Consider the following 25,882-nt stretch of genomic DNA (forward strand, 5'->3'; position numbering starts at 1 on the left):
CGGGTCACGCTGCATTCGTGGAGCTTCCACCAGCTCGGCCGGTTCATTGCCTACAAGGCGGCCCGTGCCGGTGTCGCCGTGGTGTACGTGGACCCGGCCTACACCTCGCAAGGCTGCTCGGCCTGCGGGCACGTGGACAAGAAGAACCGGCCGGACCAGGAAACCTTCCGCTGTACGTCGTGCGGCTTCGCTGAGCACGCCGACGTCAACGCAGCCCGTAACATCGCCGCACGCGGTGAGACGGGCTGGGCAGTGAGTCACGCTGCCTGACGCGGACCAAACCGTCGAAGCCACCGACGGCGAGGAGCTGCAAGCTCAGCCCTTCAGGGCTGAGAAGCTGACTAGACCCATCAGGGCTTTCGACCACGCGGCAGCACGACCATCTTTCTGGCTGCTCTTGAAGGTCTGCCGCCGATCGGATTCGGCGAGGCTGAGCGGCATGTCGGCATATTCGCCACGACTGGTCGCTGACCGGCCGGTAGCGGAGCAGCCGTATCGACCTCGGAGAAAGAGGCGGTCATGGCAGAGCAGGGACGCCGCCTGTCCCCCTCGATGCCGGCGCCGGCCGTACTACCTTCAGCGAGATGGACACCCGCTCGCCCCGGACCGGCCGCATGCCCAAGCCCCGGGCGCCCCGTTGGACGACCCGCTCGGCACCTTCTGGCCAGAGGTATCCGGTCACCCGCTCGGCCACGCCACCGCCCGGCACCTGCTCACCCACACCGCCGGCATGCCGCTGCGCGCCAACCTCAAACACCTGTACGGCACCGCCCCCCGCACCGTCCGCGACGGCGTTCTGCGCGAGGCACTGCACCGGCCGATCGGCGAAGCCGTCGACTACAGCGCCACCTCCTGGCCCCCGCCTCCGGAGCGGATCCGGTCGGTTTCGGAGCCGCCTGGGTGGCCGAGTCCCTCCAGGTCCACACCGGCGACCTGACCCCGGCACGTGGCCTGTTCTGGTATCCCGCCTCCGGCATGGCCCCCGAAGCCGGCATCTACGTTCACTATGGTTTCACGGGCACCGGCCTGTGGATCTCTCCCCGACAGAACCGATGGGCCGTTCCCAGGTTTCCGAGGTCGGCGAGCGGCCGCTGCACCACCTCGTCGGCATTGCGGACGATCGTGCCCTGAACCTGCATCACGGTGATGAAGAGCGCGAGCAACACGTCCTGCGCCGGCACGGGCAGGCGCCACGGCACCACGCGGTGTTCCATGCCGTGATCCTACGGTCGCCGCCCGCGAGAACACTCCGCCCGGACGCGCGGCCGCCTACGACGACGGGCGTACCAAGGCACGAGTCGTCTACGCGGAACTGCGTAGACGCTGCCGTCCGCTGTCGGAGGCCATGGCCGCCTCGACGGCGCGATGATCGGTTCCGTGTAACCCCTCCCAGGCGCTCGCGCTCGTCACCGGGACCTCGACCGGCATAGGCCGAGTCACCGCGCTGCACACGCTGCGGGCGTCCGTCATTCGACCGAAAGGATCCTCAATGTCCGTCTTGTTGGTGCTTGCCGCACAGGCAACCTCGCCAGTCTGTACGTCGGCGGCAGAATGCGCGGGCCAGGGTGTCGATACTTTTCTCGGGACCCCTGAGCGAGTCTGGGCCAGTGTGGCCGCACTGGTGGCGCTGGGCGGCGTGGTCATCGGCTGGCTGGCGCTGCGCTCCGTCCGTCGTATCGGCAACGGCGGGAGGAGGGGAGCCATCGTGGCCATGGTGGTGGGGCTGATCGGCGGGCTCAACGGCGTGGTGAAACTGGCTGTCGCCGACGGTGGTCTCGGCACCGGCAATGGAGTATTCGGGGCGGCCTTGGCCGTGGTGCTTGGGCTGGTCGGTGCGGTCCTCGGCGGGCTGGCTCTGGCCCGCTCCCGCCGCACCGAGCTGAGCGGCTGACCGCAGCGAATACAAACGCGCGATCGAGGCCCTGCTGCTCAGCCCGCCTCGGGATCGGCCGAGCTCGGCAGCCTTTGCCCGGGCCTTGCGGCGTCGCCGCAAGGCGCCACGATCCGGGCCCGACGACGCGTCCGCGTCGTCCGCGCCGGGTGTGACCTGCGGCGCATCACCCGCAGCACCGGCGGCTGCTTTGGAAGCGAAGCCCCCTTTTCCTCGGTCAGCGCCTGCTCCAGCGCATCCAGCGTCTCCCCGGCCACTGCCGGCCCGGCCGACTCCTGATGCGCCCGCACGATCGTGGAGTCCACGCTGACCAGTTCCAACCTGACCTGCCCGCGTGATGCGGCCTCGGCGATCAGCGCGTCCATCAGATCCTGGAACACCCCGGCCGGGCCACCCGCGTCCCGGACCGGGTCGAAGGCAGCACACGGTGATCCCGGGCGAGCACCGGCTCCAGGGAGGGGCCCCTGCAGCTCGGCGCCGCCGAACCCGGCGTGCCCGGACCGCTCCCCTCCGCAGAGACGGAGAGCGCTGTTCACGCTAGAAAGCTTGTGCGTCGTTTTTCTCGCGGTTGGCAAGGACTTGGTCCATGTGGGTCTGTGCCCAGTGTCTGAGCCCGCGTGTCAGGTGGTGGAGTGAGAGGCCGAGGCCGGTCAGCTGGTAGGTGACGGTGACGGGCACGGTGGGTGTCACGGTGCGGGTGAGCAACCCGTCGCGTTCGAGGGCTCGTAGGGTCTGGGTCAGCATTTTCTGGCTGACGCCGGCCAGTAGTCGGGAGAGCTCGGAGTAGCGCATCGCCTTCGGGGCGTGCGATGCGCCGGGCTGGTCGGATGCGTCTGGCACGTCGCCTCCCAGTGCGCACAGGATCAGGACGACCCACTTGTTCGAGATCCGATCGAGGAGCTGACGGCTGGGGCACACCGCCATGAACGCGTTGTATTCCGCCTTGGCCTGCGCCTTCGTCGTCGCCACTGGCCTCGCCTCTCCCCCTTTGGGGGTAGTTACGCACTTCAAGGTGCCTACTTCCCGAAAGAAAGCAGGTCTCCAATACTGGTGCAACAAGCCCGGAGACACCACCCCTGGCAGGAAGCGAAAGGCACCACGATGATCACACCCTCCACTCTTCCCGGCGGAACCTGGACGCTGGGTGACTCGACCGTCACCCGATTCGGCTACGGCGCGATGCAGCTGGCCGGCCCGGGGGTCATGGGCCCGCCCGCCGACCGCGACGGCGCCCTGGCCGTCCTGCGCGAGGCGGTCAGCCTCGGGATCACCCATATCGACACCAGCGACGCCTACGGACCGCGCATCACGAACGAGCTGATCCGCCAAGCGCTGCACCCCTACCCGTCGTCGCTATTCATCGCCACCAAGGTGGGCGCGACCCGCGACGCGCAGGGCGGCTGGCCCGTGGCGCGACGCCCCGAAGACCTGCGCAAGCAGGTCCACGAGAACCTCGACTCCCTCGGCGTCCAGACCCTCGACCTGGTCAACATGCGCATGGGCGACGCTCAGAGCCCCCGGCCCGGCTCGATCACCGAGGCGTTCGAGACGCTCGTCGACCTCCAGCGAGAGGGCCTGATCCGCCACATCGGGGTCAGCAACGTCACCGCGGAGCAGGTCGTTGAAGCGCGCGGGATCGCCCCGATCGTGTGCGTGCAGAACATGTACAACCTCGCCCACCGCCACGACGACGACCTCGTCGACCAGCTCGCCGCTGACGGCATCGCCTACGTGCCGTTCTTCCCCCTGGGCGGTTTCACGCCCCTCCAGTCGCAGGCCCTCTCGCAGGTCGCGAGTCGGCTGGAGGCGACGCCGATGTCGGTCGCACTGGCCTGGCTGATGCGGCGCTCGCCGAACATCCTGCTCATCCCCGGCACCTCGTCCACCGCCCACCTGCGCGAGAACACCGCGGGCGCCGGACTGTCCCTCTCCGACGAGGACGTGGCCGAACTGGACAGCATCGGCCACTGAACAAGCGCCGGTTTCCGCTGTTCCGCAAGACAGCGCCGCTAAATCGCTGTGGATACCCCATCCTCCTTCACCGGCCCCGCGGACTTCTGGACGGCCGTCGCCTCGACCGCCGACGACTACCGCGTCGACCGGCAGGCCGGTCAGGCGGTCCAGCTGGACGACCGCCCGGCCGTTGAGCTGCGGAAACTACCTCTGCCAGCGAGCGACGGCTACGGCTGTACGGGAGGGAAGTGCCGGTCAAGGATCTGCGCCCTGAGTGTGGCGAGCGAATCCCGCGGCGTCGCCGGCGGTCAGCCGCGCCGGTGCCGAGGCAGCAGCATGCTGACCACGGCGATGGCCAGGCCGAGCCCGGCCGCCATGAGGAAGACCAGGTCGTATCCGGCGGCGAGGGCGTCGACCGGGGAGCCCCCGCCGGCCTCCGACGCGGCTCTGGCGTCGGCGGCCGTCGCGAGCACCGCCAGGCCGATCGACCCGCCCACCTGGCCGGCGGTTTGGGCCAGGCCGCCGATGATCCCCGCATCGCTCTCGGGAGCGCCGACGGTCGCCGCGGCCATGAGGGTGGGGAAGGTCAGCCCGATGCCGATCGCGATGAGCAGGGTAGGCCCGAGCACACTGGTGACATAGCCGCTGTCGGCATGAGCCAGGGAGAGCCAGCCGAATCCGGCCAGGAAACAGGCGCTGCCGGACAGTAACAGAGGCCGCATGCCGGTGCGCGGCAGCAGGGCGGCGGCCCATCGCGCGATCAACATGAACATCACCGCCGCGGGGGTCTGTCCAAGCCCGGCTTGAAGCGCGCTGTAGCCGAGGACGTTCTGCAGGAAGAGTGAGGTGAAGTACCACATCGCGATGGCGATTCCGCCGAACATCAGCAGCATGCCGTTACCGACCGCCACCCCCCGGATCTTGAACAGCCGCAGGGGCACCATCGGCTGGGCGGCGAAGCGCGCCTCCACCGCGGTGAAGACGACGAGCAGGAGCAGGCCCGCCACGACCGGCCCGATGACCGGCCCGGACGACCAGCCGTGATCGGCGCTCTGCATGACCCCGTAGATCAGCGCGGCCAGCCCCGCCGTCCCCGTGACCGCGCCCGTGAGGTCGAGCGACTCTCGTCGGCTGCTTCGCGTGCCGGCCAGCGACATCATGGCCGTGACGATCAGCACCGCGCCGATGGGCACGTTGATGAGGAAGACCCACCGCCATGACAGGCCGGTGGTGATGGCGCCGCCCGCGACCGCGCCGACCAGCCCGCCCACACCGCCCGCGGCGGACCATGCGCCGAACGCCTTGGCGCGCGCGTTCGGCTCGGTGAAGGAGGTGTTGATCACGGCCAGCGTCGCCGGGGCCATCATGGCGGCTCCGATGCCCTGCGCGAGGCGGGCCGCCACCAGGACCTCCGGAGCGGTTGCCAGGCCGCCGACCAGACTCGAGGCGGAGAACAGGAACATCCCGGCGACCAGCATCCGGCGCGGGCCGTACAAGTCGGCGGCGCGGCCACCCAGCAGCATCAAGCCGGCGAAGGTGAGCAGGTAGCCGTTCACCACCCAGGCGAGGCCGGCGGGTGTGAAGCCGAGGTCCTCGCGGACCGAGGGCAGGGCCACGTTCACGATGGACGAATCCAGGATCACCATGAACTGGCAGGCACACGCCAACGCCAGGACCAACCAGGCGGGCCCGGTGTGCGGCCTGGCCCGCCGCGTCGCGATGTCGGTTGTCATGACTTCCTCCCTGTCAACCCGCCGCTCACGCGGTCCGGGAGGCTGTCGCGGCCAGGGCTTCGCGGGCGTTCCCGTCGTCCGCGGCATCGGTGACGCGCCCGCTTCCCAGCAGCCGGATCGTGATCTGGGCCAACCGCTGCCCCTGGTACCTGGCCGCTTCCAGCACCGCGGTGTCCGGGCCGTCTCCGGTCGGGCCGGTCACATGCGATGTGCCGTAGGGGTTGCCACCAGCGGCGTACACGACTGGATCGGTGAATCCGGGCGGCACGATCAGGGCTCCCCAGTGGTAGAAGACGTTGCCCAGCGACAAGAGCGTGGCCTCGCTGCCGCCGTGCCGGTTGAACGCCGAGGTGAAGGCCGTGACCGGCTTGTCAGCCAATCCGCCTTCGTGCCACAACCCGCCGGCCTGGTCGATGAACTGCTTGAGCTGCGCGGCAGGAGCGCCGAACCGCGTCGGCGTCCCGAATGCGAACGCATCGGCCCACGCCAGGTCATCAATCGAGGCCTCGGGGATCGACCCGGCTGCATCGGTGTGCCGCCGCCACAGCGGGTTCTGATCAATCGCGCTGTCGGGCGCCAGCTCGGCGACCCGCCGCAGCCGCACCTCGGCCCCGGCCGAGGCGGCGCCCTCGGCGACGGCCTGCGCGAGCGCGTGCACGCTGCCTGTCGCGCTGTAGTAGATGACGGCGACCTTCACGGTCATGCCCGGCTCCTCGATGTCGAGTAAGATTAGTTATGCGCATAATAGTTATGCGCATAACTAATCTGTCAAGGAGAGCTCATGGACTTCGAGCACGCCGACGCCCTCAACCAGGCCATCCGCCTATTGAGCCTGCGCCACCGGGCCAGGGCCGCATCGCTGCTGGCCCCGCTCGGCCTGCACCCCGGACAAGAGGCGCTCCTGCTCGAGCTCACCCGGACCGGCCCGATGATCCAGGCCCAGCTCAGCGAGGCGCTCGGTTGCGAGCCGCCCAGCGTCACGCTCATGACCCGCAAGCTCGAAGCCGGCGGCCACATCCGCCGCACACCCGCCCCCTCCGACAGGCGCGCCAGCATCGTCGAGCTCACCGACAGCGGCAAAGCTCTGGCCGAGCAGGTCAAGCAGCTTTGGTGCGCCCTGGCGGAGGAGACCGTGGGCGGCCTGCCCGCCGAAACGGTGGCCGAACTCCCCGGCATCCTCAAAACCTTGACCGGCAACGTGGACACCAGGCGCCCCCACCACCCGGGCGGCGCCGGCACGGTCTAGCGCCGTGCGCGCACCCAACGAGGCTTCCTGGATAACTTTTGTCATCTGGTAAGACTGACCCCGGTGGCACGACGCGAGCTGGGCCAGAGCGTCCGGCGCGGACCGCCCGGTTCCCGGTTGTCCGGCAACTTCGCGAATGAGAGGCGGAGGGGCGTGGATCCGGTGATCGCCGAACACGTCCGCATCCACGGCCAGGGCGGCACGGTGCGCACCGTTGTCCTGGACGACCGCGGCAGACGCCGAGGTCGTCCTTCTCGATGTCACCGGCGTCGATCACGACAGGCTTGCCCCCGATAACCCGGCTGCGGTGCGGTCCTGTCGTTCGACAGACATCACGAATGCCCGACCCGCTGGAACGATCCATATGCGAGGTTCGCTGCAGGGTGCAAGCATCGTCGGACGACCTGGGAGGTGGGATGACGTGAGTGAGATTTCGGTTCGGCCGAACGAGACGACGGTGCCGTTGATGCCGTGTGCGTCGGTCGAGGAGACCTTGGCGTTCTATGAGGCGCTGGGGTTCCAGGCGACCTACAAGCAGAGCAGGCCTTATGTCTATCTGGCGCTGCAGTGGAGCGGATTTCAGCTGCACTTCGGTCCGGCGCCCAAAAGTCTGGATCCGGCCCGGGAGGAGTCCGGAGGTTGCCTGGTCATGGTCGACGCCGTGGCGCCCTACCACGCGGCGTTCGTCGCGGCGATGCGCCGGGTCTACGGCAAGGTGCTGAGTTCAGGCCTGCCGCGGATCACCCGCTACCGGCCAGGCGCGTCCCGGTTCACATTGATCGACCCGTCCGGGAACTCGATCATATTCATCCAGCGCGACGAGCCTGCCGACCTGGAGTATGGCGGCTCGAAGAAGCTGACAGGTCTGGCCAAGGCGCTCGACAACGCCCGGATTCTGCGCGAGTTCAAGAATGATGACCTGCAGGCTTTCCGCGCGCTCAAGTCCGCAGTGCGCAGGCATGGCGCGGACGCCCCGGCGGTCGAGCGGGCCATCGCCTTGTGCCACCTCATTGACCTGGCCATGGTCCTCGGCGAGCCCGCCGATCCATGGGCCGCCGATTTGCACGGTCTGGAGCTCACCATCAGCGACAGGCAGCGCATCGAGTCGGAACTCGGGCATCTCACCGGACTTCAGGAGTGGCTTCCCTAAAAGGGGCTATGCCCGTCAGGGGCCTCGGTTTCCCCGCTGTCAGCTACCGGGTTCCTGGGCGGATCAGGTCAACCTCGGGCACCGGAAACCCTGGCCTAGGTGTATTGCCCACACAGGTCACGTCCGGCGGAGTGGTGGATGAGTTGATCTCCGCGTGATCCTGTACTTGACGATCAGATCCCAGCGCACCGGCCGACCAGCGCCGGCGCCGGCCGCCCGTACGGCCGTCCGTGAGCGCTGCCCCAGCTGCGCCGCAGTGCGCTCACCCACGCCGGCGAGTACGGCGCGGCCGACCCCTCCCCCCTGCTCGCCTGGCCCGCTATTCACGGTCTCCCCCGAGGCGCTGGCCCGCTGGCAGGAGGGGCGAGATCCGGCTGTCCGGCATCGGGGAACGGTGCGCCGGTGAGCGATCCGGGAACAGGCGCGACGGAGCGGGCTGTCAGGCGAGTTCCAGACCGCCGTCGATGGTGAGGACCTGTCCGGTGATCCAGGTGGCGGCGGGGTCGGCGAGGTGGACGATCCAGGCGGCCACCTCCTGGGGGGCGCCACGGCGGCCGAGAGGGATGCGGGCGGTCTCATCCTGCTTGATCCGCTCTTGCCGTGCACCCGCCGGAACTCGGTCTTGGTCTCGCCTTCGACCTTCTTCTCCACCCGCACGCTGATCTTGTGGACAAGCTGGATCAGCAGCTCGACCAGGTCGTCGATCAACTGCGTCCGCCGTACGTGACACAGCGCGGCCAAGCGCGTGAGATGGACCGGCGGCGCGGCCGCGGCGAAGTCTGATGTCGAACAGGTTCTCGGCCTCGCCGCACTTGAGCACCAAGCCGAATCCCAGGCGCGTCGCCCCCGTCTTGTTCGCCGGCAAGGCGAACTCCTCCTCATCCAACGTCCAGCACGCGATAGACAGCCGAGCACGCCGCCCTTCGTCGCCGTGTTCGGCTGCCCTCCGCGACTCTGCGCGCTTGGCCGAAGGCCCGGCCGATCGAGCCACCGCGTTCCACGTGTCACGGCGACCCGGGCCTCATGGGTCGCCGGGGCCGGGGGGAACGCGGTGGCCGGGCCGCGAGAACAACGGGGCCGCAATCGCCCCCGCCTCCGGCCCGCGATGGGCCGGAGGCGGCAGGACAGCACTCGGGTCAGGGGTTCGGCGGGCGCCACATGGGGAACATCGGCGGGCCGCCGGGCATGAACATCGGGTCGCCGAGGTCCTGGTAGCCGTGGCGCAGGTAGAGCCTGCGGCTGCGGGTGCTGCTGGCCTCCAGGTACGCGGGTATGCCCGCCTCGTCGAGCCCGCGGTGGTACTCCCCGAGCAGCCGGGTCCCCGTCTTCCGTCCCTGGTGCCCGGGGAGCACGGCGAGGAAGGCCAGGTAGTGGTGCGGGTCGTGGGGGTGGCGCCTGTCCATCTCCTCCCCCATCTGCCCGATGCGCTCCGCGTGGGGACCGGCGAACGCCTTCACCCGGGCGTCCCGGTCGGGGGTCTCGGGAAGCGGCTCGGCGCCTTTGCGAAACCATACGGCCACGGCGGACATGTCGGCCGTGGCGTGGACCTCGCCGTGGATGAGGGCGCTCTCGGTGACCATGGAGAAGAAGGGGGGCATCACCCGGCGGCGGTCGTCGTCCGGCGGGATCATCCAGGCCGAGATCTCCTGCTCGTGGAAGGAGGTGGCGATGATCGCGCCGACGGTCTCGGCGGCTCCGGGAGCGTTCCGAACGCGAATGATCTCTGTCATGCGGTCCCTCCCACGGCCGCCTGGGCACCCCGCCCGATGTTCGCGTATACCTTCGGCCGGTTGGCCCGCAGGGCGAGTCCCCACATGACGCCGAGCCCCACGGCGACGAAGTAGACGGCCGGCATGATCCAGCGCAGCGGGGAGTCGGGGGCCACGCCGAGCACGGTGTCGAAGTTGGCCATGACGAGCACGATGACCACGATCAGCAGGACCGAGGAGACAGCCGGAGCGATCCTGGTCCGCCAGGCGTTCTCCTCGTTGGGGTTCTTGGCGAAGAAGACCAGCACGGAGATCGAGGTGGCCGCCAGCATCATGAGCAGTCCCAGGCCACCGAACGATCCGACGGTGAAGAACAGCTGGACGACCGGATCCAGGCCGAAGATCGCGTATATGACGATCGTGACCAGCCCGATGACACTCTGCGCCACCGAGCCGTTGACCGGGGCACCGGTCCGGGGGGAAGTACGACCGAAGGTCTCGGGCAGCACCCTCTCCCTGCCCAGGGCGAAGACGTAGCGGGAGATTGTGTTGTGGAAGGCGATCAGCGCGGCGAAGAGGCTCGTCACGAAGAGGAGGGAACCGATGGTGGCGACGGTCGCCCCCAGGTGCTGCCCGGCCAGGTTGAACAGGAGGGCCGAACTCTGCTCGCGCGAGGTCTCGACGATCTTGTCCGAGCCGATCGGCACGGTCATCGCCCAGGACGACACGGCGTAGAGCCCGGAGATGACGGCGAGTGCGACGTAGGTCGCGATCGGCACCGTGCGCCTGGGATCCTTGGTCTCCTCGGAGAACACCACCGACGACTCGAAGCCCGCGAAGGACGCGATGCAGATCGCGACCACCGCACCGATCCCGGGGACGAAGAGGTTCGACGGGTCGAAGACCTCGAGGCTGTAGCCCGAGGCCGCCGGGTTGATCAGGTCGGCGATGTCGAACACGACGACGACGGCTATCTCCGTCAGCAGCAGGACCGAAAGGACCTTCCCGTTCACGTCGACCCGCATGAGGCCGAGCACCCCGGTCAGCACCCAGGCGACCAGCCCGATGACCCACCAGGGCGGAGAGCTTCCGAACCAGTCGGCGATCAGCGGCTGGGCGGCCGCACCGATCATGCCGTAGAGACCCACCTGAAGCGCGTTGTAGGCCAGCAACGCGACCCACGCGGTCGCCACCCCCACCGGCCTGCCGAGCCCTTTCGCGGTGTACGCGTAGAACGCCCCGGCGTTGACGACGTAACGGGCCATCGTCACGTAGCCGACGGCGAACAGGCCCAGGATGACTCCGAGCAGGATGAAGGCGAGCGGCACGCCGGTCACGCCGGTCGCGGCGTAGGCGGCGGTCACCGAGCCACCGATGACGGTCAGCGGCGCCGCCGCCGAGATGACGAAGAACACCACCGACGGCACACCGAGGCGGTCCTGGGCGAGCGCGGCGGAAACGGCGCTGGCCCTTCGTTCTGTCACGGACATTGGGATCCTTGAGATGAGGGGGGTGGGTTCACCGGCGGCTGATGACGGAGTCACCTACGGCAGCCTCGGTCTGGGCGATCAGTTCCTGGAGCGGCGCCGGGAGGGCGGTGATCGAATCGGAGAGGTATCTCGGGTTCTGCTCCCACAGGACGAGCTGGTTGCCGCCGGTCGCGACGAGCAGCCCCAGCAGGACGCCGTCCTGGACGCTGAGTGGCTCACGGCGTTGGATCGCCAGGTTGACGCGTCCGCCGGGCCACGCCGCGATGTTCACGTCGACCGGCACCTGCCTGCGCGACGGGCGTCTGCCGGGTGAGCGCAGCAGCCCGTCGGCGGTCATCCGGGCCGCCACGTCGGCGAGCGCCGTACGGGCGAGGAAGCGCAACCAGGTGCAGAAGCGGTGTTCGGGTTCGGCGACGATGTGCTCCAGGGCGGTCCTGGTGAGCGCGTCCTCGGGCGGCGCCGCGTCGAGAACGACGAGCCGTATCTGCCCCGCCGCCAATCCCACGGTTATCCGCCCGGCGAGCATCAGTTCTCCCAGGATGGCGGCGGCCAGCCCCAGACCGGTCAGGCGGGCATGAAGCCTCATCCGGCCGGTCGCGTTGTCATGCATGACAAAGAACAGGTCGTTGGCCAATCGGGTCCCTGAAAGATCAACTCCAACCACGAACGGCGATCGTATAGCCAAATCATTAAATTTGTCATTACGCGAACGAAGTTCCGGCGCCGAACATAGATCGGCCAGACGAGAACCAAAGAAACGGACAGATAGCCCAACAACCTGGAGCTATGCCGAGAGGTGTCTCGAAGACTTCGGCGAATCCAAGAATTCACATATTTTTGGCCAGCCGCGGGCGGGTGCCGGGAAGCGGCCCGCCGAGGCTCGCCGGAGCCGGGACAACCCCGGTCAGGCGCCCCCCGAAAGGCGGCCCCGAGAATCCCGATGAATCTCCACGGGATTTTAATGCGAGGATTTTTGGCAGTTTGGGACTGGCGTAATACCGTGCAGACTTCCTCGCCCCCGGCGCAGTGGTACCGGCCGTCGAGGCCCCGCAAGCCGGTCGCCGTACGATGCCCGGTCTACCGCCGGGCGTACTCCCGGACGGCCAGGCAGGCGGCCAGGAGATACGGGCCGAGCAGCAGGACGGCGCACAGCAACGCGTACCAGAACCGCGGGCTGAGCGGCCCGAGCACAAGCCCCTCGGCCGCCCACACCAGCACGGTCACCACGACGGGGGCCACGAAGAAGACGAACCAGGCCAGCACCCCGGCGAACCCGGCCAGCCACAGCCACCGAAACCACCGCCCGGCCCGCACGTCGGCGGGCGCGGCCGAGCCCAGCTCCGCCGCCTGCGCCGGGGTGAGCCTGCCGAACGCGCGCCGCAGCATCAGCGTCTTGACCCGCCACAGGTCGCGGCAGCCGAGCACGTTGACCAGCACCCCGTACAGGTCGGTGCGCAGGAAGACCATGCACTGCCACAGCAGACCCGCCAACTTCACGAACACCCATGTCGAAAGCGTCGCCTCCACCAAGGGGTCCGGTGACCACATCCCCTGCCGGATCAGCAGGCGGGCGCCCAGCAGCAGGCTGAGCAGGACCACATCCACCGCCATCCCGCCGAGCAGCGGCCCGTAGCGGCGACGGCGCGGCACCGTCCAGATCTGGGAGAGGTCGGTCTCCAGGACGGGCAGCATCATCCGCCGGTCCATCCCGAACCGGGACTCGACGCCGATCGCCCGGGCGGCGAGCCAGTGCCCGCCCTCGTGCAGAGCCGTGGAGACCAGGACGAACGGCACAAGCAGCAGCGCGCTCAGCCCGACGTCGTCGAGCAGGAACGCGTCCCGGGCCGGGCTCGGGAACAGAGACGGCCAGGCGACGAAGACGGCCAGGCAGAACAGCGCCAGGACGGTGTAGCAGGTCCAGGCCACCGGTCCGAAGAAGGGACGGGCCGCGCGCTGGCTGACCCCCGCCATCCAGCGCCGCATCTGGATGGGCGCGGTGCGCACGGCCCGGCGTTCCACGCCGGGCCGGTCGTCGACGAATCCCAGCTCGGCGAGGGTCGCCACGAACGACGGCATGTCCACGGGCTCACCGGCGAACGCCTCGGCCTCGGCTGCGGCCTCCTCCTCGCTCGCGCCGCGCAGCAGCGCCGAGATCACCACTCCCCCCACGGCCGGCATGGCCACGAAGGTGCCGGTGGCGGGATCGCCGACCAGTACCTCATCGCCCTCCTCGACCATGCTGAGCGGGCGCAGCGGAACCCTGCCGCTCATCGGCTCACCGCCGGGCCAGCGCGCACGCCGGGCAGGCGGGGTCACGGGGGAACGGTTGCCACACCGGGACGAGCCCGTTGAGCAGGTCGACGACCACCCGGCACCCGGCCGCGCGCGGCGGCTCGACGCCGGTCAGGTAACGCATGACCTCGTAGGCGACCAGCGACCCGACCTGCATCGCCATCGGCCCGGTGAGGCCGTTGGCGAGCCGCAGCCCGCGGGTGAGCCGATGGGCGACCGCCGCGGTCGTGCGTTCGTCCGGGCGGGGCAGGTCGGACTCGTCGCAGCGCAGGCAGGCGCTGCGACCCGGGTCGACGGAGAAGTAGATGAGCTGGGTGCGGGTCATCCCGCCGGCCACCCAGGGGACGCCCGCGCGCAGCGCCGCCTCGTTGACCCACAGGTTCGCGTCCAACGCGCCGTCGAGGCCGCCGGCGATCACCTGGACGTCCCCGGTCAGGTCTTTGAGGTCGTCCGGGCCGGAGATCCACCGGTCCACGGCGCGGACCTCGACGCCCGGGTCGTACGCACGCACCCATTCGGCGGCGCGTTCCACCTTCGACCGGCCGATGTCGGCGTGCTGGTAGAGGAACTGGCGGGCGAAGTTGCGCGGAGCGATGTCGTCGCGGTCCACCAGCGTCAGCGCGCCGACGCCGAGCCCGGCCAGGCACTGCACGAGGGACGAGCCGCCGCCGCCCGCACCGAGCACGAGGACGTGGGAGTCGCGCAGCCGCCGGACGAACTCCGCTCGCGACCTGCCGAGCCGGGCGAAGACCCCGAAGAACGTCAGGTTGGAGAAATGCCGCTCGTCGGCGTCCGGGTCACCCAGCAGGCGTTCGTCGGCGTTCTCGACCAGGCCGAGGGAGTCGAGCCCGGTGAGACCGTCGCGGACGTCGTCTCCCGTGACGGCCACGCCTCGCGCGGTCAGCGCCTGGCTCAGCTCCTCCGCCGTGGCCGGCCCGCGGGCCAGCTCCTCCAGGAGAGCCGCGATCCGGCCGTCCGGATCAGCCAGCGTGTACGCCTCACGCGGGTCGTGGACCACCACCAGTTCGCCGCCGAGAGACTCCCAGGCGCACTCTTTCAACATCACCAGCATCGCTCATCCGCATCGCTCGTCGGGACGGAGCCGGCCGGGAGGCGGCCGTACCGCCTCCCGACCGGCTGAGAGGCGGTGCCTCAGGTCATGAACTGGGTGGCCTTGACGGCCTCCACCTTGCGAACCTCGATCTTCATCTCATCCACCTCCTTCCAGATGTCTTTGATCAAGATCCTCCCTTCGCCCACAGAAACCGCATATGGTCGCCATAGAAGGCGCAGAACCGCTGATCGTTCCGGGAGACGAAGTGGACTTCGCGGTCCTCGGACCGGTCCAGGTCACCAATGCCGGGCAGCCGCTCCGGCTGGCCGCCAAGGTGCGCGCGGTGCTCGGCGTCTTCCTGCTCCATCCCGACACCGTGCTGTCCAGGGACCGGCTGATCGCCTCGGTGTGGGACGACCCGCCCCGGTCCGCCCTGCCGAACCTCCAGACGTACCTGACCGCGCTGCGCCGCGCCGCGATCGAGGTCGAGACCCTGCCGTACGGCTACCGCCTGCGCCTCGGCCCCGACCGGCTCGATCTGCTCGCCTTCGACGAGGCCGTACGGCGAGCCCGGCTGGAGGCGGCGGGCGGCGACGCCGCCACGGCGAACCGGCTGTTCGCCGAGGCGCTGGCGCTGTGGCGCGGCCGACCGGCCGAGGACGTGCCGCTGGCCGCGACGATGCAGGCGCGCGTCACCGAGCTGGAGGAACGCCGGGAGAACGCCCGGCTCGGCTGGATCGACGTGCGCCTGCGGCTCGGCCTGCACGACGAGCTCGTCGGTGAGCTGACACCGCTGGTGGAGGCCGCGCCGCTCAACGAACGCCTGTGGCACCGGCTCATGCTGGCGCTGCACCGGGCGGGCCGGCGCGCCGAGGCGCTGGATGCCTACCGGCGGGCCCGCTCGACGCTCGTCGCCGAGCTGGGCGTGGAACCCGGCCAGGAACTACGCGGCCTGCAGGCGGCGGTCCTCGACGACGCCCCCGTCCCGGCCCCCGCGCCGGAGACGGCCCGGGAACCCGCCTGGAGGGGGATCTGCCTGCTCCCGGCCGACATCGCCGACTTCGCCGGCCGCGAGGGCGAGACCCGTGACCTGGTCGCCGCGCTGGACGGCACCGGGACGGCGCCGATGATCGTGACGGTGTCGGGGCCGCCCGGCGTCGGGAAGAGCGCGCTGGCGGTCCATGTCGCGCATCTGGTGCGGCAGCGGTACCCGGACGGCCAGCTGTTCGTCCGGCTGTGTGACGCCTCGGCCTCACCCCGCGACCCGGCCGACGCGCTCGCGGAGCTGTTACGGGCGCTCGGCGTGGACTCCGCCGGCCTGCCCTCCTCCGCCGAGGAGCGGGCGGCGATGTACCGGGCCAAGGTCGCCGACCGTGCGGTGCTCGTGCTGCTGGACGACGCGGCCGGCGAGGCCCAGGTGGAACCGCTGATCCCCGGGACTCCCGGATCGGCGGTGCTCGTCACCTCCCGCGGGCCGCTGCCCGCGATGCCCGGCGCGATCGCGTACGCGCTGGACGTGCCGCCGCCCGCCGACGCCCACGACCTGCTCGCGAGCGTGACCGGGGCGAGCCGGGTGGCGAGCGACCCCGAATCGGCCGAGGCGATCGTACGCGCCTGCGGGCGGTTGCCGCTCGCGCTGCGCATCGCCGGGGCGCGGCTGGTGACCCGTCCCGCCTGGCCGCTGGCCGAGCTGGCGCGGCGGCTCGCCGACGCCCCGGCGCTGAGCGAGCTGCGTGCGGGCCACCTGGACGTCCGCGCCACCTTCGGGGCGAGCTACGCGGCGCTGTCGGCGCCCGCACGGCGCGCGTTCCGGCTGCTCGGATCGGTGGCCGCCGACGGCGTGGCCGCCTGGACGGTGGCCGCGCTGGCGGGCGCGACCGTGCGCGACGTGGACGGCTCCCTGGAGGAGCTGGCCGCCGCCGGACTGATCACCGCCGGTGACGCCGACGCCGCCGACCAGCCCCGCTACCGCATGCACGACCTGCTGCGCGGCTTCGCCGCCGAGCTGTTCGTCACGCAGGAGAGCGGGCCGAGCCGGGCGGCGGCGCTACGCCGGGTCGCCGCCACGGCCCGGGACCACGCCGCCGGCGCCGCCCGCGAACTGCCCCTCGCCTTCGCCCCGCCCCCGCCCGGCATCCCGGCCCGGACGCCGCCCTGTCCGGAGGGCGGCGCCTGGCTGACGGCGGAGCGCGGCGTGCTCGTCGCCGTGGCTGAGACCACCGCCCGCGCCGGGCTGGTGCGCGAGGCGGCCGAACTCGCCTACGCGCTGGCGCCGTTCCTGATCGTGCGCGGTTTCCACGACGAGGCCGTCCGCATGCTGGGGACGGCCGCCGATGCCGCCGCCGCGGCGGGTGACGCCGCCGCCGAGACGCGCCTGCGGCTGGTACGCGCCGACGCCGAGGTGGACCGCAGACGCGCCGGCAGGGTCGCCGACGAGTTCCGCCACCTGCTCGGCCGCTGCTCACGGGCGGGGGATCAGCACACCGCCGCGTACGCGTCGCTCGGGGTCGCCGCCACCCTGGAGACGGACCTGGGGTGCGCGCTCGCCGCCGCCACCCTGGCCGCCGAGCGGTTCGACACGCTGGGCGACGGGCACGGCCTGCTGAGCGCGTGGACCGAGATCGCCGCGATCCAGTTCTTCCTGGGCCGCCACGACGCCGCCGCGGCGACCTGCCGCCGGGCCCTCGCCCACGCCGAGGGACACAGCGCCGTCCACCGGGCCCGCTTCCTGCGGATGCTCGGCATCGCCTGCTACGAGACGGGCCGCGTCGAGGAGGCGATCGGCTACTACCGGGCCTGCCTGGACCTCTGCCGGGACCTGCGCTGGAGCACCGGCGAACGGCTGGCGCTGCACCGGCTGGCCCAGGCCGAGGCCGCGCTGGGCCGCCACGACACGGCCACCGGCATCCTCCTGCGGTGCGCGGAGATGTTCGTCAACGCCGGAGACACTCGGGGAGAGGCGCTGATCTCCTACACGTTGGGCGAGATCAGCCGGTGGCGGGGCGACGAACCGGCCGCGCTGGCCCACTTCACCACCTGCCTCCACCGGCTCGACCCGCTCAACGAACACCTCTGGTCGGCTCGCACCCGCGACCAGATCGCCCGCTCGCGGGCCGCTCTCGGCTGACCGGACCCGGCACCGGAAGTCCTCTGGAGAAACGGATGTGTCCTCCCGGCCAAGGCCGCGGCCACTACGCGGGCCGCACCCAGACGGACATCGATCTGGCCGCCCTGGTCCCGGCGATCGTTGCGACCCTCGACCGGCTTCCGGAACTCGGGTTCACAGTCCCTTCCGCATGACCGTGCAGGGCCGCCCGTGCTGCCGGTCCTCGCGGTGGTCGAGCACCTCGTACCCCAGGGTGGTCCAGAAGGCGAGACCCTTCGGATTGTTGTCAAGTACGGCAAGCCGGACCGCCGTCCTACCGGCCGAGCGAAACCGTTCCTCGACAGTCCTTGCCGGCGCCCGCCCGTACCCGGAGCGGTGCACCCGCGCGTCGATCAGCAGCAGTCCGATCCATGGGTCCGGGTCGGCCGGATGTCGTCAGGGTCGGGGAAGTCCCCGCTGAGCGCGAAGAAGTCCCGGTTGGCGGCGTAGAGCGCGGTGAGCTCCGCGAGCAGCGGCTCCGGTAGCCCGCCGTCGGCGGGCGCAGCCAGTGGCTCAACGATCATGCGGGGCGGTTTATTACGCCTTTCATGAGGTTCGGAGTCGGCGGAGGCACATGATGCTGCAATTCAGCTCAAGCAGGCCTTCGTGGAGATCGCGCCGGCGTCCGTAGCGGATGCGTAGGCGTTTGCACTGATACAGCCAGGAGAAGGAGCGCTCGACCACTACTGAGCACATCGCGCTGCTCGGTCATCGTGATGGTCTTGGCCAGATCGACCTGGAGCAGGCCCCGACCTCGCGCCGAGCGCCGGCCGAGTGTCCCCCGCCGGGTCGGTGACTGTCTGTAGTTGATCGACTACATTAACCTCGTTGTGTTCCGTATGCGAACGAGGAGGATCATGCATATCTTCATCCGCAATGCCGGTACCGCTCTGGCCGGTGTCGTCCTGGCCGGCGCCGGCCTGCTCGTTGCGCTCCCCGCGCACGCCGCGGCCGCCGCGCACACCACGGCGCCCAAGGCCGCACCGGTGGCCGCCTGCACGCAGACGGCCCAGACCAGGGGCTGGATCTGCTTCCTGCGCTACTGCGACGCCTACTACTGCTACTACGACTGCTATCCGACCGCGGAATCGCGCCGTAACGGCGAGCAGCCCGCCGAGACCATCCGCGTCCCCAAGCCCGCCGGCGAGCCTCCGGCCCAGATCGACAAGCCCTGATCGACGGGGTGTGAGGCGGTGCGGACCACGGCGCCACCACGCCTGATGCAACGGGGAGGGCACCGCCTTGCGGCGCCCTCCCCGCCCTGCTCTCACTGAGCCGACAACTTGCAGACACAGGTTCGAGCTGGTCAGCGGAAGTCGGAGATGCGCAGCACCGCCAGCATGTCTGTCCCCCGGGAGCCGGTCGAGAATGACGCCTCCGCGCCGACCCAGCCGCGGAAGGCTCCCGTATCGTCGATGATCTGCATGAGCGGTTTGACGTGTGAGTTGCCGGTGTAGCAGAACTCATCGCGTTCCATCGCCAGGCAGGTACACCAGTGCCAGAGCGTGTCGCGGCGGTCGGACTTGGAGATCATCGTGAGGTAATACTGGATGGAGCTGACGTTGGGGCGCGTTCCGCCGCCGTACTTGGGGCAGCCGCCCGACTTCTGGCACGCGCCGCGCGAGGACGGCTGCAGGTAGGTCAGGCACGAGGTGGTGGCGGCGCAGGCACGGAAGGCCGAGTGGCCGAACGGCTGATTGCCGGAGGTGACGAGCTTGCCGCCCGCCCAGCTCGTCAGGTCCTGCCTGAGCGAGCCGGGGAACGCCTTCACCGAGCTCATCGCGCGTCGGGTGCTGATCGCGGCGTTGCTGCCGTAGCCGTACCCGTGCGTGGCCAGCGTGCTCTGCTTGAGGTCCAGGCGGGCCAGCCTGCCGTCAGGCGAGGGCCGCACGTACCACTGCTCCGTCCACGTCTGGGCGATCTTCCACCGGATGGTGAGTACGTCGCCCGCCACGGTGTACGTCCCGGTGCGGCTCTCGTCCGGGGCACTGGTGAAGCCTCCGGCGGTGAGCACCTCGCAGGCGCGGGGCCGCGATGCGGCACCGCCCGCCTTGGTGGTGCAGCTCGGGTCGGGGACGGTGCCGGTGCGCTGTCTGTCCTTGGGGTGACGCTGCCACCATAGGTACAGGGCGGCGCTCACCGTGCCGTCCGCGGCGAAGCGGTAGCTGCCCAGCCGTACCCAGTTCTGCTGGGAGGCGGCCTTCAGATGACCCTGTGAGATGACATAGGTGGTCTTGCCGCCCGGCAGTGGCGAGGCGGAAACCGCGGCGGTGGCCGGCCGGGCGGGCAGGATGGTGATGGCGAGCACGAAGGAGAGGATTGCCGCTGCGGTACGCATGAGGAGACTCCGGAAGGCTTACGGGCTTAGCCGATCGTCAACAAGCCACCGTATTCGGCCCGGACTGGATATGTCTCCGAAACCGCAGCCCTTCGGAAAGCACCCGAATCGCGCGGTGCGGCGGGTCGAGGACGCCGCCTTCCCCATCGACGCCTTCGCCGGTCACATCATCACACTCTCCGACGTCACCGTGATCGACTCCTTCGGCGACAGCCGGCAGCTGTCCCCGCCCGCCGACGGCTGGAGTCTGTTCGCCACGGACGCGCTGGCACCCTCATCTCATCGAGGAGATCGCGGGCCGTCGACGATTCGTCCAAGGCCGGGCCGCCGACCTGTCCAGTCCTGTCGGTAAGGCCGGGCCCACCAGCCGCCATCTGCGACATTCCCGCAGGTTGTGGAGCCTCCCGGCGAAGATTCCCGGCCTCTGCCCGAAGATGGGATCTTCTTCATGGGCTCCAGGTGCGGTCAGGCCGGGTTGGGCATGCAGGCGGTTTCGGGTGACCGCCCGGCCTCGACTCTCGCGATGGGCTCGCCGACGAGATGTTGCAGCGCGCTCTGCAGAGCATTCCGAGCCGCAGGGGCGAGGTCGGCCAGGAGTTGGTCCTCGATCGCCTTGATGTCGCTGCGGGCGGTTTTGAGGGCGCGGCTGCCTTCGGGGGTGACCTCGATGATGCGGGCCCTGCGGTCGGCGGGGTCCGGCCGGCGGCGCACCAAGCCGTCGTTTTCCAGTTCGTCGAGGATGAGGACCAGCTTGCTCTTGTCGACCGATACGGCCTGGGCGAGAGCGAGTTGGGAGCTGGCGGGGGCTTCAACGATGGCCATCAACACCGTGTAGCCCCACAGGGTCATGCCGTGCTCGCGCACGGCCGCGGCCTCGGCTGCGGCCAGGCCCTGCTTCAGCCGCGCGAACACCCAGTGCAGGTCCTGGTGCAACCAGCTGTCGGGCGAGCCTTCCGGGGCGGGAGCGTTGGCCATGCCCAGCATGATACCAAGCCAAGATGTTCTTGACTCACAACTATCTTGTTCTATATTGATTGCAATTACAGATCATCTTGAATGTGAGGCAACCTTGTGACGCACCTTCTCCATCTGGACGCCAGCGGACGCAGCAACTCGTTCTCACGCAGGCTCGGCAGCGCCTTCGTGGCCGACTGGCGGGCAACCCATCCCGACGGGGTCTACACCTACCGCGATCTAGTGGCCGACCCGGTGCGGCCCATCGACGAGGACCGGGTCCACCTCGCCACCCAGTCATCCGTGAACGGCGTGCGCGACATCGCGACCATGGACAAGGTGGCCGCCGGCATCCCCGAACTGGCCAGGAGCTGGGCAGCCACCCGCCCGCTGGTGGAACAACTCCTCGCGGCGGACGTCCTGCTCCTGGGCGTGCCGATGTACAACTTCACGGTGCCCGCCGCGCTCAAGGCATGGATCGACCGCGTGACCCTGCCCTGGCTGCCGCTCAATGGAAAGTCGGCCGTGGTGCTGAGCGCGCGCGGCGGGGCCTACGGGCTGGGCACCCCCCGCGAGCAGTTCGACTTCCAGGAGCCCTACCTGCGCGCCTACTTCTCCGCCCTCGGATTGGACGACGTGGAGTTCGTCCATGCCGAGCTCACCCACGCCACGGTCATGCCCTTCCTCACGCAGTTCCGCTCGACCGGAATCGGAGCCGCGACCGCCCGCGCCTACGGACGCGAAGGCGCCCGGGTGACGATCACCTACCGCAACAACCCCGACAGGGCCGAGAAGGTGGCCGCCGACGTCAGGGCCTCCGGCGGGCAGGCGTATGCCGTCCGGGTCGACCTCGAAGACCTCCCCACCATAGACCGCGCCGTCGCGACCGTCGTCGAGCGCTGGGGCGGGATCGACGTTCTCGTCGCCAATGCCGTGCGCTGGGGCGGCGACGGCCCGCCCGACCCCAGCCTCCGGTTCGAGGACGTACCGCTGCAGGAGTGGGACGCAATGATCAGCGCCAACCTGATCGGAACAGCGGCCACGGTCCGCGCGGTCCTGCCCAGCATGCGCGCCAAGGGCTGGGGCCGGATCGTGCTGATCTCCTCGAGCGTCGCGGAGGAGGGCCTGCCCGGTCCGGGCCCCTACGGCACCGCCAAATCGGGCCTGCACGGGCTCGCCCGCAGCCTGGCCTGGAACGGCGGCCGGGACGGGATCCTGGTCAACGTCGTGGCACCGGGCTTCACCCTCACCGACAGCCGCCCCGATATCCCGGCGTCCGTCACCGACGCCCTCGCCGCCGCCACCCCCACCCACCGGCTCTCCAACTCCGACGACGTGGCCAACCTCATCGTCTTCCTCGGCTCGGGAGCCAACGGCAACCTCACCGGCGAGGTGATCCGGGACGGCTCCGCCGCCGCCCGCGCACCGCACATCGGCGGATAATCGAACACTGGCTACTGATCGGCAAGGAGCCGGACCTGCTGACCGGGCCGGACCGGACCGTCCACTGGCGCCGGCGTTCGAACGCCACCGGGCGCAGATCCGTGCCTTCCTGGACTTCAGCGAGTGCACCGTGGCCGATGCCGAGCGGCTGACGCAGTAACTGACCCTGCAGGTGTGTGAGCGGTACCGCCCCTCATGGCGGTACCGCCGTACCCGCGTCAGGAGAGCGGGCGCACGTCCACACCGTAGCTCAGGCGGTCGATCCACCATGGTCCGCAGCTCGCTATGCTCCACTGGCCGCTGTTGGTCGTCACCCAGCCGCCGTCCCTACGGCCGTTGACGCACTGGACCCACGCGCGAAACTCGTAGGCGGGACCGTTCGTCGCGCATCGGGCGGAGAACGAGTTCTGACCGAAGGTGTGGTCGCAGTCATTGACTCTTGCCGACGCCGGGCTCAGCGCACTCGACCCGACGGTAACGACTCCCGCCGCGAGCACGGTCGCGGCGAGGACGCGCAGGGTTCTTCTCATACCCTCTCCTAGCACTGGTGACGGATGGCCGTTTCACGTTCCGTATGCCCCGATTCGCGCCTTATTCCGGGGATCTACAACAGAGGAAATTCTTAGGAAATTTTCCTAAATGAAAGATACGTGTCAACCGGGCCCTGTTCTCCCGAAGCTACGGCGAAGTGACAAGTAGCTCTCTGTAGCGGATCTGGAGTGTGCTTGTCAGCGTTTTTGATCTTCTGGGCTCATCAGGGGCCGTGCTCGGCGAGGTTGGTCCGGTCATGACGACCGAAGGGAGCGCGGGGTGCGGCAGGAGTGGGAGCCGGAGGACCTGATCGAGGTCTGGACGCTGCTGGAGGAGGATCAGGAGCGGCTGCGGAACAAGTCGGGGGCGAACCGGTTGGGGTTCGCGCTGTTGCTGAAGTTCTTCGAGGTGGAGGCCCGGTTCCCGGAGGACGCCGGGGAGATCCCGGTGCCGGCGGTGTCGTACGTCGCCCAGCAGGTGAAGGTAGCCGCGGAGGAGTGGGCCGCGTACGACTGGTCGGGGCGGGCGATCAAGCGGCACCGGATGGAGATCCGGGGCGCGTTCGGCTTCCGTGAGTGCCCCGAGGACGACCAGGCCCAGCTCGCCGAGTGGCTGGCGGTCGAGCTGTGCGGGGTGGAGCTGAACCGGGACCGGCTCGCCGAGGCGGTGGTGGCCCGCTGCCGCAAGGACCGGCTGGAGCCGCCGGCCCCAGGACAGATCGCCCGGCTGGTGGGCAAGGCGGTCAGCACCTTCGAGGAGCGGTTCTGCGCGGCCATCGTGGGCCGGCTGTCGGCGGCGACCAGGTCCCGGCTGGACGACCTGATCGCCGAGGACGCCGACGCGGACGAGGAGAGCGCGGGCGGCGGGGGCACCTTCTTCACCGAGCTCAAGGCGGACCCGGGTGCGCTGGGGCTGGACAGCCTGCTGGCGGAGGTGAACAAGCTCCAGCGGGTGCGCGGGCTCCAGTTCAACAAGGAGCTCAAGCGGGTCCATGGCAAGGAGGGCATCCTGCTGCGGCTGGCGGAGGCGGCGGTCGCCGAGCCGGGCGGCACGGTCCGCAAGGTGATCTATCCGGTGGCCGGGGAGTCCACGCTGAGGGCGCTGGCGGCGGAGGCCGCGGCGAACGAGGCCCGCTACCGGGCCCGGGTGCGTACGGTGCTGTGCTCGTCGTACTCGAACCACTGGCGGCGGATGCTCTCGCCGCTGCTGAATGCGCTGGAGTTGAAGTGCAACAACACCGCCTACCGGCCGGTGATGGACGCCATCGACTTGCTCAAGCGGTATCTGGATCAGCCCATCGCCAAGGAGGGGGCGTTCTTCGACGAGGCGGAGAAGATCCCGCTCGCGGGGGTGGTGCGCGAGGAGTGGCGCAAGGCGGTGGTGGATGAGCGCGGCCGGGTCGAGCGCATCCCGTACGAGCTGTGCGTACTCGTCTCACTGCGGGACGCGCTGCGACGGCGGGAGATCTGGGTGCCGGGCGCGAACCGGTGGCGTAACCCGGAGGACGATCTGCCGCCGGACTTCGAGGACAACCGCGATGTGCATTACGACGCGATCCGCCAACCACAGGACCCGGAGAAATTCATCGGGTCCCTTCAGAAGCGGCTGCGCGAGGCCCTGACCCGCTTCGACACCGCACTGGAGCTGGGCACCACGGGCGGGGTGGACATTATCAAGAAGCATGGCGAGCCGTGGATCAAGGTCTCGCCGCTGGGCAAGCAGGAGGAGCCGGAGAATCTCGTCGCCCTGAAGGCGGAGATCGAACGCCGCTGGGGCACCATCGACCTGATCGACATCCTCAAGGAGGCCGAGTTCGCCACCGGCTTCACCGGCGAGTTCACCTCGGTCGCCACCAGGGAGGCGGTCCCGAAGGCGGTGCTGCGGCGCCGGCTGCTGCTGGTGCTGTTCGCGCTGGGCACGAACATGGGCATCAAGCGGGTCGCGGCCACAGGCAAGCACGGCGAGAGCGAGGCCGTCCTGCGCCGGGTACGGCACCTGTTCGTCAACCGCACCAACCTGCGCGCGGCGCTGGTACGGCTGGTCAACGCCACCTTCGCCGCCCGTGATGCGGCGTGGTGGGGCGAGGGCACCGCCTGCGCGAGCGATTCCAAGAAGTTCGGCTCCTGGTCCTCGAACTTCATGACCGAGTGGCACCAGCGGTACCGCGGCCCCGGCGTGATGATCTACTGGCACGTCGAGAGGAAGTCGCTGTGCGTCTACAGCCAGCTCAAATCCTGCTCGGCCTCCGAGGTCGCCGCGATGATCGAGGGCGGGCTGCCCGGCAGCGCGGCACGGATCAGCCGGATGCCGTCAGTGCCGCGCGCGCGATGGTGAGGATCTCCTCGGAGAGCGGGGAACCGTTGGTGGCCCGGGCCAGGACGAGTGCGCCGAGCATGGTGCACAGCCGGGTGATGCCGTCCTGGTCCTCAGTGGTGAGCCACTCGGCGAAGTCGCCCACGCCTTCGGTGTAGATCCGGCGGGCTTCCTGGCCTTCGCCCTCGCGCGCCATGTCGGTGACGAGTGCGGCGACGGGACACCCGTCCGCCGGGCTGTCGCGGTGTCCAGGGGAGAGGTAGGCGTCGATCAGTGCCCGCTGGGCGGCGCCGCGCTGCCCGCCGTGCTGCTCGAGTCCGTCCTTGTGGTGCCGGGTGAGTTCGTTGAAGGCGTGGGCGGTGGCTTCGTCGATGAGCGCCTCTTTGGAGGCGAACTGCTTGTAGAAGCCGCCGTGGGTCAGTCCGGCCGCCTTCATGATGTCGGCGACGCTGGCGTGAGTCCCCTGTTCCCGGAACAGGCGAGACGCGGTTTCCACGACCCGCTGGCGGTTCTCCTCGGCCTGCGCCTGCGATACGCGGCCCATCGGCCACCTCCCGATTGGATGTCGACTGGCATCTATCCTAGACTAGTGCTTAGATTATGATTGTAATCTAATTTAGCGCCGCCGGCCGCTCGCCGA

28 protein-coding genes are annotated in these 25,882 nt (G+C 69.7%); 10 read left to right on the forward strand and 18 right to left on the reverse strand.

Annotation, left to right across the window (positions count from 1 at the left end; genetic code table 11):
- A partial coding sequence (locus BM085_RS31045; RefSeq protein ID WP_143121138.1) for an RNA-guided endonuclease InsQ/TnpB family protein occupies positions 1–270 on the forward strand: 270 nt, incomplete at its 5' end.
- A 45-nt stretch (positions 271–315) separates the two neighbouring features.
- Here BM085_RS31045 and BM085_RS47000 read toward each other — a convergent pair.
- Positions 316–441 carry a hypothetical protein gene (locus BM085_RS47000; protein ID WP_281249883.1) on the reverse strand — a complete coding sequence of 42 codons (126 nt, stop codon included), beginning with the start codon at positions 439–441 and terminating at the stop codon, positions 316–318.
- Positions 442–637: 196 nt separating this feature from the next.
- Here BM085_RS47000 and BM085_RS45390 point away from each other — a divergent pair, with 196 nt between their 5' ends.
- Positions 638–937, forward strand: coding sequence for a serine hydrolase (locus tag BM085_RS45390; RefSeq protein ID WP_218158868.1), 300 nt, complete (start codon positions 638–640; stop codon positions 935–937).
- 67 nt (positions 938–1,004) lie between these two features.
- On the opposite strand, the gene BM085_RS31055 is transcribed toward BM085_RS45390, so the two are convergent.
- Positions 1,005–1,214, reverse strand: coding sequence for a hypothetical protein (locus BM085_RS31055; RefSeq protein WP_093890410.1), 210 nt, complete (start codon positions 1,212–1,214; stop codon positions 1,005–1,007).
- A 275-nt stretch (positions 1,215–1,489) separates the two neighbouring features.
- Here BM085_RS31055 and BM085_RS31060 point away from each other — a divergent pair, with 275 nt between their 5' ends.
- Entirely contained in the window at positions 1,490–1,891 is a 402-nt protein-coding gene (locus BM085_RS31060; protein ID WP_093890411.1) for a DUF6223 family protein, read from the forward strand.
- A gap of 38 nt (positions 1,892–1,929) precedes the next feature.
- Here BM085_RS31060 and BM085_RS31065 read toward each other — a convergent pair whose 3' ends face one another.
- Positions 1,930–2,256: a hypothetical protein gene (locus BM085_RS31065; protein ID WP_093890412.1), complete on the reverse strand. Its 327-nt coding sequence runs from the start codon at positions 2,254–2,256 to the stop codon at positions 1,930–1,932.
- Between the two features lie 172 nt (positions 2,257–2,428).
- Entirely contained in the window at positions 2,429–2,860 is a 432-nt protein-coding gene (locus tag BM085_RS31070) for a winged helix-turn-helix transcriptional regulator (protein WP_425443284.1), read from the reverse strand.
- A 132-nt stretch (positions 2,861–2,992) separates the two neighbouring features.
- On the opposite strand from BM085_RS31070, the gene BM085_RS31075 reads away from it, so the two are divergent.
- Positions 2,993–3,862 (forward strand): aldo/keto reductase family oxidoreductase, encoded by an 870-nt coding sequence (locus tag BM085_RS31075; RefSeq protein WP_093890413.1) that lies wholly within the window; start codon positions 2,993–2,995, stop codon positions 3,860–3,862.
- Positions 3,863–4,152: 290 nt separating this feature from the next.
- Here the strand turns inward: BM085_RS31075 and BM085_RS31080 are convergent, their stop codons facing one another.
- Both BM085_RS31080 and wrbA read right to left on the reverse strand, forming a co-directional pair.
- Positions 4,153–5,577: an MFS transporter gene (locus BM085_RS31080; protein ID WP_093890414.1), complete on the reverse strand. Its 1,425-nt coding sequence runs from the start codon at positions 5,575–5,577 to the stop codon at positions 4,153–4,155.
- Positions 5,578–5,602: 25 nt separating this feature from the next.
- Positions 5,603–6,280, reverse strand: a complete 678-nt coding sequence (wrbA, locus tag BM085_RS31085) for an NAD(P)H:quinone oxidoreductase (RefSeq protein WP_093890415.1) — start codon at positions 6,278–6,280, stop codon at positions 5,603–5,605.
- Between the two features lie 78 nt (positions 6,281–6,358).
- Between wrbA and BM085_RS31090 the strand changes: the two genes are divergently transcribed.
- Positions 6,359–6,823 carry a MarR family winged helix-turn-helix transcriptional regulator gene (locus BM085_RS31090; RefSeq protein WP_093890416.1) on the forward strand — a complete coding sequence of 155 codons (465 nt, stop codon included), beginning with the start codon at positions 6,359–6,361 and terminating at the stop codon, positions 6,821–6,823.
- Between the two features lie 421 nt (positions 6,824–7,244).
- Positions 7,245–7,973, forward strand: a complete 729-nt coding sequence (locus tag BM085_RS31095; protein ID WP_093890417.1) for a VOC family protein — start codon at positions 7,245–7,247, stop codon at positions 7,971–7,973.
- Positions 7,974–8,412: 439 nt separating this feature from the next.
- On the opposite strand, the gene BM085_RS46280 is transcribed toward BM085_RS31095, so the two are convergent.
- The 6 genes from BM085_RS46280 to BM085_RS31125 all read right to left on the reverse strand — a co-directional run bounded on the left by BM085_RS46280 (position 8,413) and on the right by BM085_RS31125 (position 14,536).
- Entirely contained in the window at positions 8,413–8,562 is a 150-nt protein-coding gene (locus tag BM085_RS46280; protein ID WP_245789816.1) for an SDR family oxidoreductase, read from the reverse strand.
- A gap of 547 nt (positions 8,563–9,109) precedes the next feature.
- On the reverse strand, positions 9,110–9,703 hold the full coding sequence (locus tag BM085_RS31105) for a GNAT family N-acetyltransferase (protein WP_093890419.1): 594 nt from the start codon (positions 9,701–9,703) through the stop codon (positions 9,110–9,112).
- Positions 9,700–11,172 carry an APC family permease gene (locus BM085_RS31110; RefSeq protein WP_093890420.1) on the reverse strand — a complete coding sequence of 491 codons (1,473 nt, stop codon included), beginning with the start codon at positions 11,170–11,172 and terminating at the stop codon, positions 9,700–9,702. The genes BM085_RS31105 and BM085_RS31110 overlap by 4 nt, the downstream gene beginning before the upstream one ends.
- A 28-nt stretch (positions 11,173–11,200) precedes the next feature.
- Positions 11,201–11,836 (reverse strand): GOLPH3/VPS74 family protein, encoded by a 636-nt coding sequence (locus tag BM085_RS31115; protein WP_281249884.1) that lies wholly within the window; start codon positions 11,834–11,836, stop codon positions 11,201–11,203.
- Between the two features lie 413 nt (positions 11,837–12,249).
- The gene (locus BM085_RS31120; protein WP_093890422.1) at positions 12,250–13,443 is read right to left on the reverse strand and encodes a hypothetical protein; all 1,194 of its coding nucleotides are present in this window, start codon (positions 13,441–13,443) and stop codon (positions 12,250–12,252) included.
- Positions 13,444–13,447: 4 nt separating this feature from the next.
- Positions 13,448–14,536 carry a HesA/MoeB/ThiF family protein gene (locus tag BM085_RS31125; RefSeq protein ID WP_093890423.1) on the reverse strand — a complete coding sequence of 363 codons (1,089 nt, stop codon included), beginning with the start codon at positions 14,534–14,536 and terminating at the stop codon, positions 13,448–13,450.
- Between the two features lie 247 nt (positions 14,537–14,783).
- Here BM085_RS31125 and BM085_RS31130 point away from each other — a divergent pair, with 247 nt between their 5' ends.
- The gene (locus BM085_RS31130) at positions 14,784–17,645 is read left to right on the forward strand and encodes an AfsR/SARP family transcriptional regulator (RefSeq protein WP_093890424.1); all 2,862 of its coding nucleotides are present in this window, start codon (positions 14,784–14,786) and stop codon (positions 17,643–17,645) included.
- A 153-nt stretch (positions 17,646–17,798) separates the two neighbouring features.
- Here BM085_RS31130 and BM085_RS47530 read toward each other — a convergent pair whose 3' ends face one another.
- Both BM085_RS47530 and BM085_RS45400 read right to left on the reverse strand, forming a co-directional pair.
- Positions 17,799–18,005 (reverse strand): GNAT family N-acetyltransferase, encoded by a 207-nt coding sequence (locus BM085_RS47530; protein ID WP_218158869.1) that lies wholly within the window; start codon positions 18,003–18,005, stop codon positions 17,799–17,801.
- Between the two features lie 11 nt (positions 18,006–18,016).
- On the reverse strand, positions 18,017–18,187 hold the full coding sequence (locus BM085_RS45400) for a hypothetical protein (protein ID WP_218158870.1): 171 nt from the start codon (positions 18,185–18,187) through the stop codon (positions 18,017–18,019).
- Positions 18,188–18,520: 333 nt separating this feature from the next.
- Here BM085_RS45400 and BM085_RS31140 point away from each other — a divergent pair, with 333 nt between their 5' ends.
- Entirely contained in the window at positions 18,521–18,838 is a 318-nt protein-coding gene (locus BM085_RS31140; protein ID WP_093890425.1) for a hypothetical protein, read from the forward strand.
- Between the two features lie 131 nt (positions 18,839–18,969).
- On the opposite strand, the gene BM085_RS31145 is transcribed toward BM085_RS31140, so the two are convergent.
- Positions 18,970–20,001, reverse strand: coding sequence for a hypothetical protein (locus BM085_RS31145; protein ID WP_093890426.1), 1,032 nt, complete (start codon positions 19,999–20,001; stop codon positions 18,970–18,972).
- A 465-nt stretch (positions 20,002–20,466) separates the two neighbouring features.
- Positions 20,467–20,976, reverse strand: a complete 510-nt coding sequence (locus tag BM085_RS31150) for a MarR family winged helix-turn-helix transcriptional regulator (RefSeq protein ID WP_093890493.1) — start codon at positions 20,974–20,976, stop codon at positions 20,467–20,469.
- Between the two features lie 96 nt (positions 20,977–21,072).
- Between BM085_RS31150 and BM085_RS46285 the strand changes: the two genes are divergently transcribed.
- A complete protein-coding gene (locus BM085_RS46285; RefSeq protein WP_245789799.1) occupies positions 21,073–22,398 on the forward strand; it encodes an SDR family oxidoreductase in 1,326 nt (441 codons plus the stop codon).
- A 218-nt stretch (positions 22,399–22,616) separates the two neighbouring features.
- On the opposite strand, the gene BM085_RS31160 is transcribed toward BM085_RS46285, so the two are convergent.
- A complete protein-coding gene (locus BM085_RS31160) occupies positions 22,617–22,928 on the reverse strand; it encodes a hypothetical protein (protein WP_093890427.1) in 312 nt (103 codons plus the stop codon).
- A gap of 280 nt (positions 22,929–23,208) precedes the next feature.
- On the opposite strand from BM085_RS31160, the gene BM085_RS31165 reads away from it, so the two are divergent.
- A complete protein-coding gene (locus BM085_RS31165; protein WP_093890428.1) occupies positions 23,209–25,263 on the forward strand; it encodes a Tn3 family transposase in 2,055 nt (684 codons plus the stop codon).
- Here BM085_RS31165 and BM085_RS31170 read toward each other — a convergent pair.
- Complete coding sequence (locus tag BM085_RS31170; RefSeq protein WP_093890429.1) at positions 25,226–25,786, reverse strand: TetR/AcrR family transcriptional regulator; 561 nt, start codon at positions 25,784–25,786, stop codon at positions 25,226–25,228. The two genes, BM085_RS31165 and BM085_RS31170, sit on opposite strands and share 38 nt — an antisense overlap.
- Positions 25,787–25,882 lie beyond the last annotated feature (96 nt).

The organism is Streptosporangium canum (assembly GCF_900113865.1).
In the GTDB taxonomy this organism is placed as follows: domain Bacteria; phylum Actinomycetota; class Actinomycetes; order Streptosporangiales; family Streptosporangiaceae; genus Streptosporangium; species Streptosporangium canum.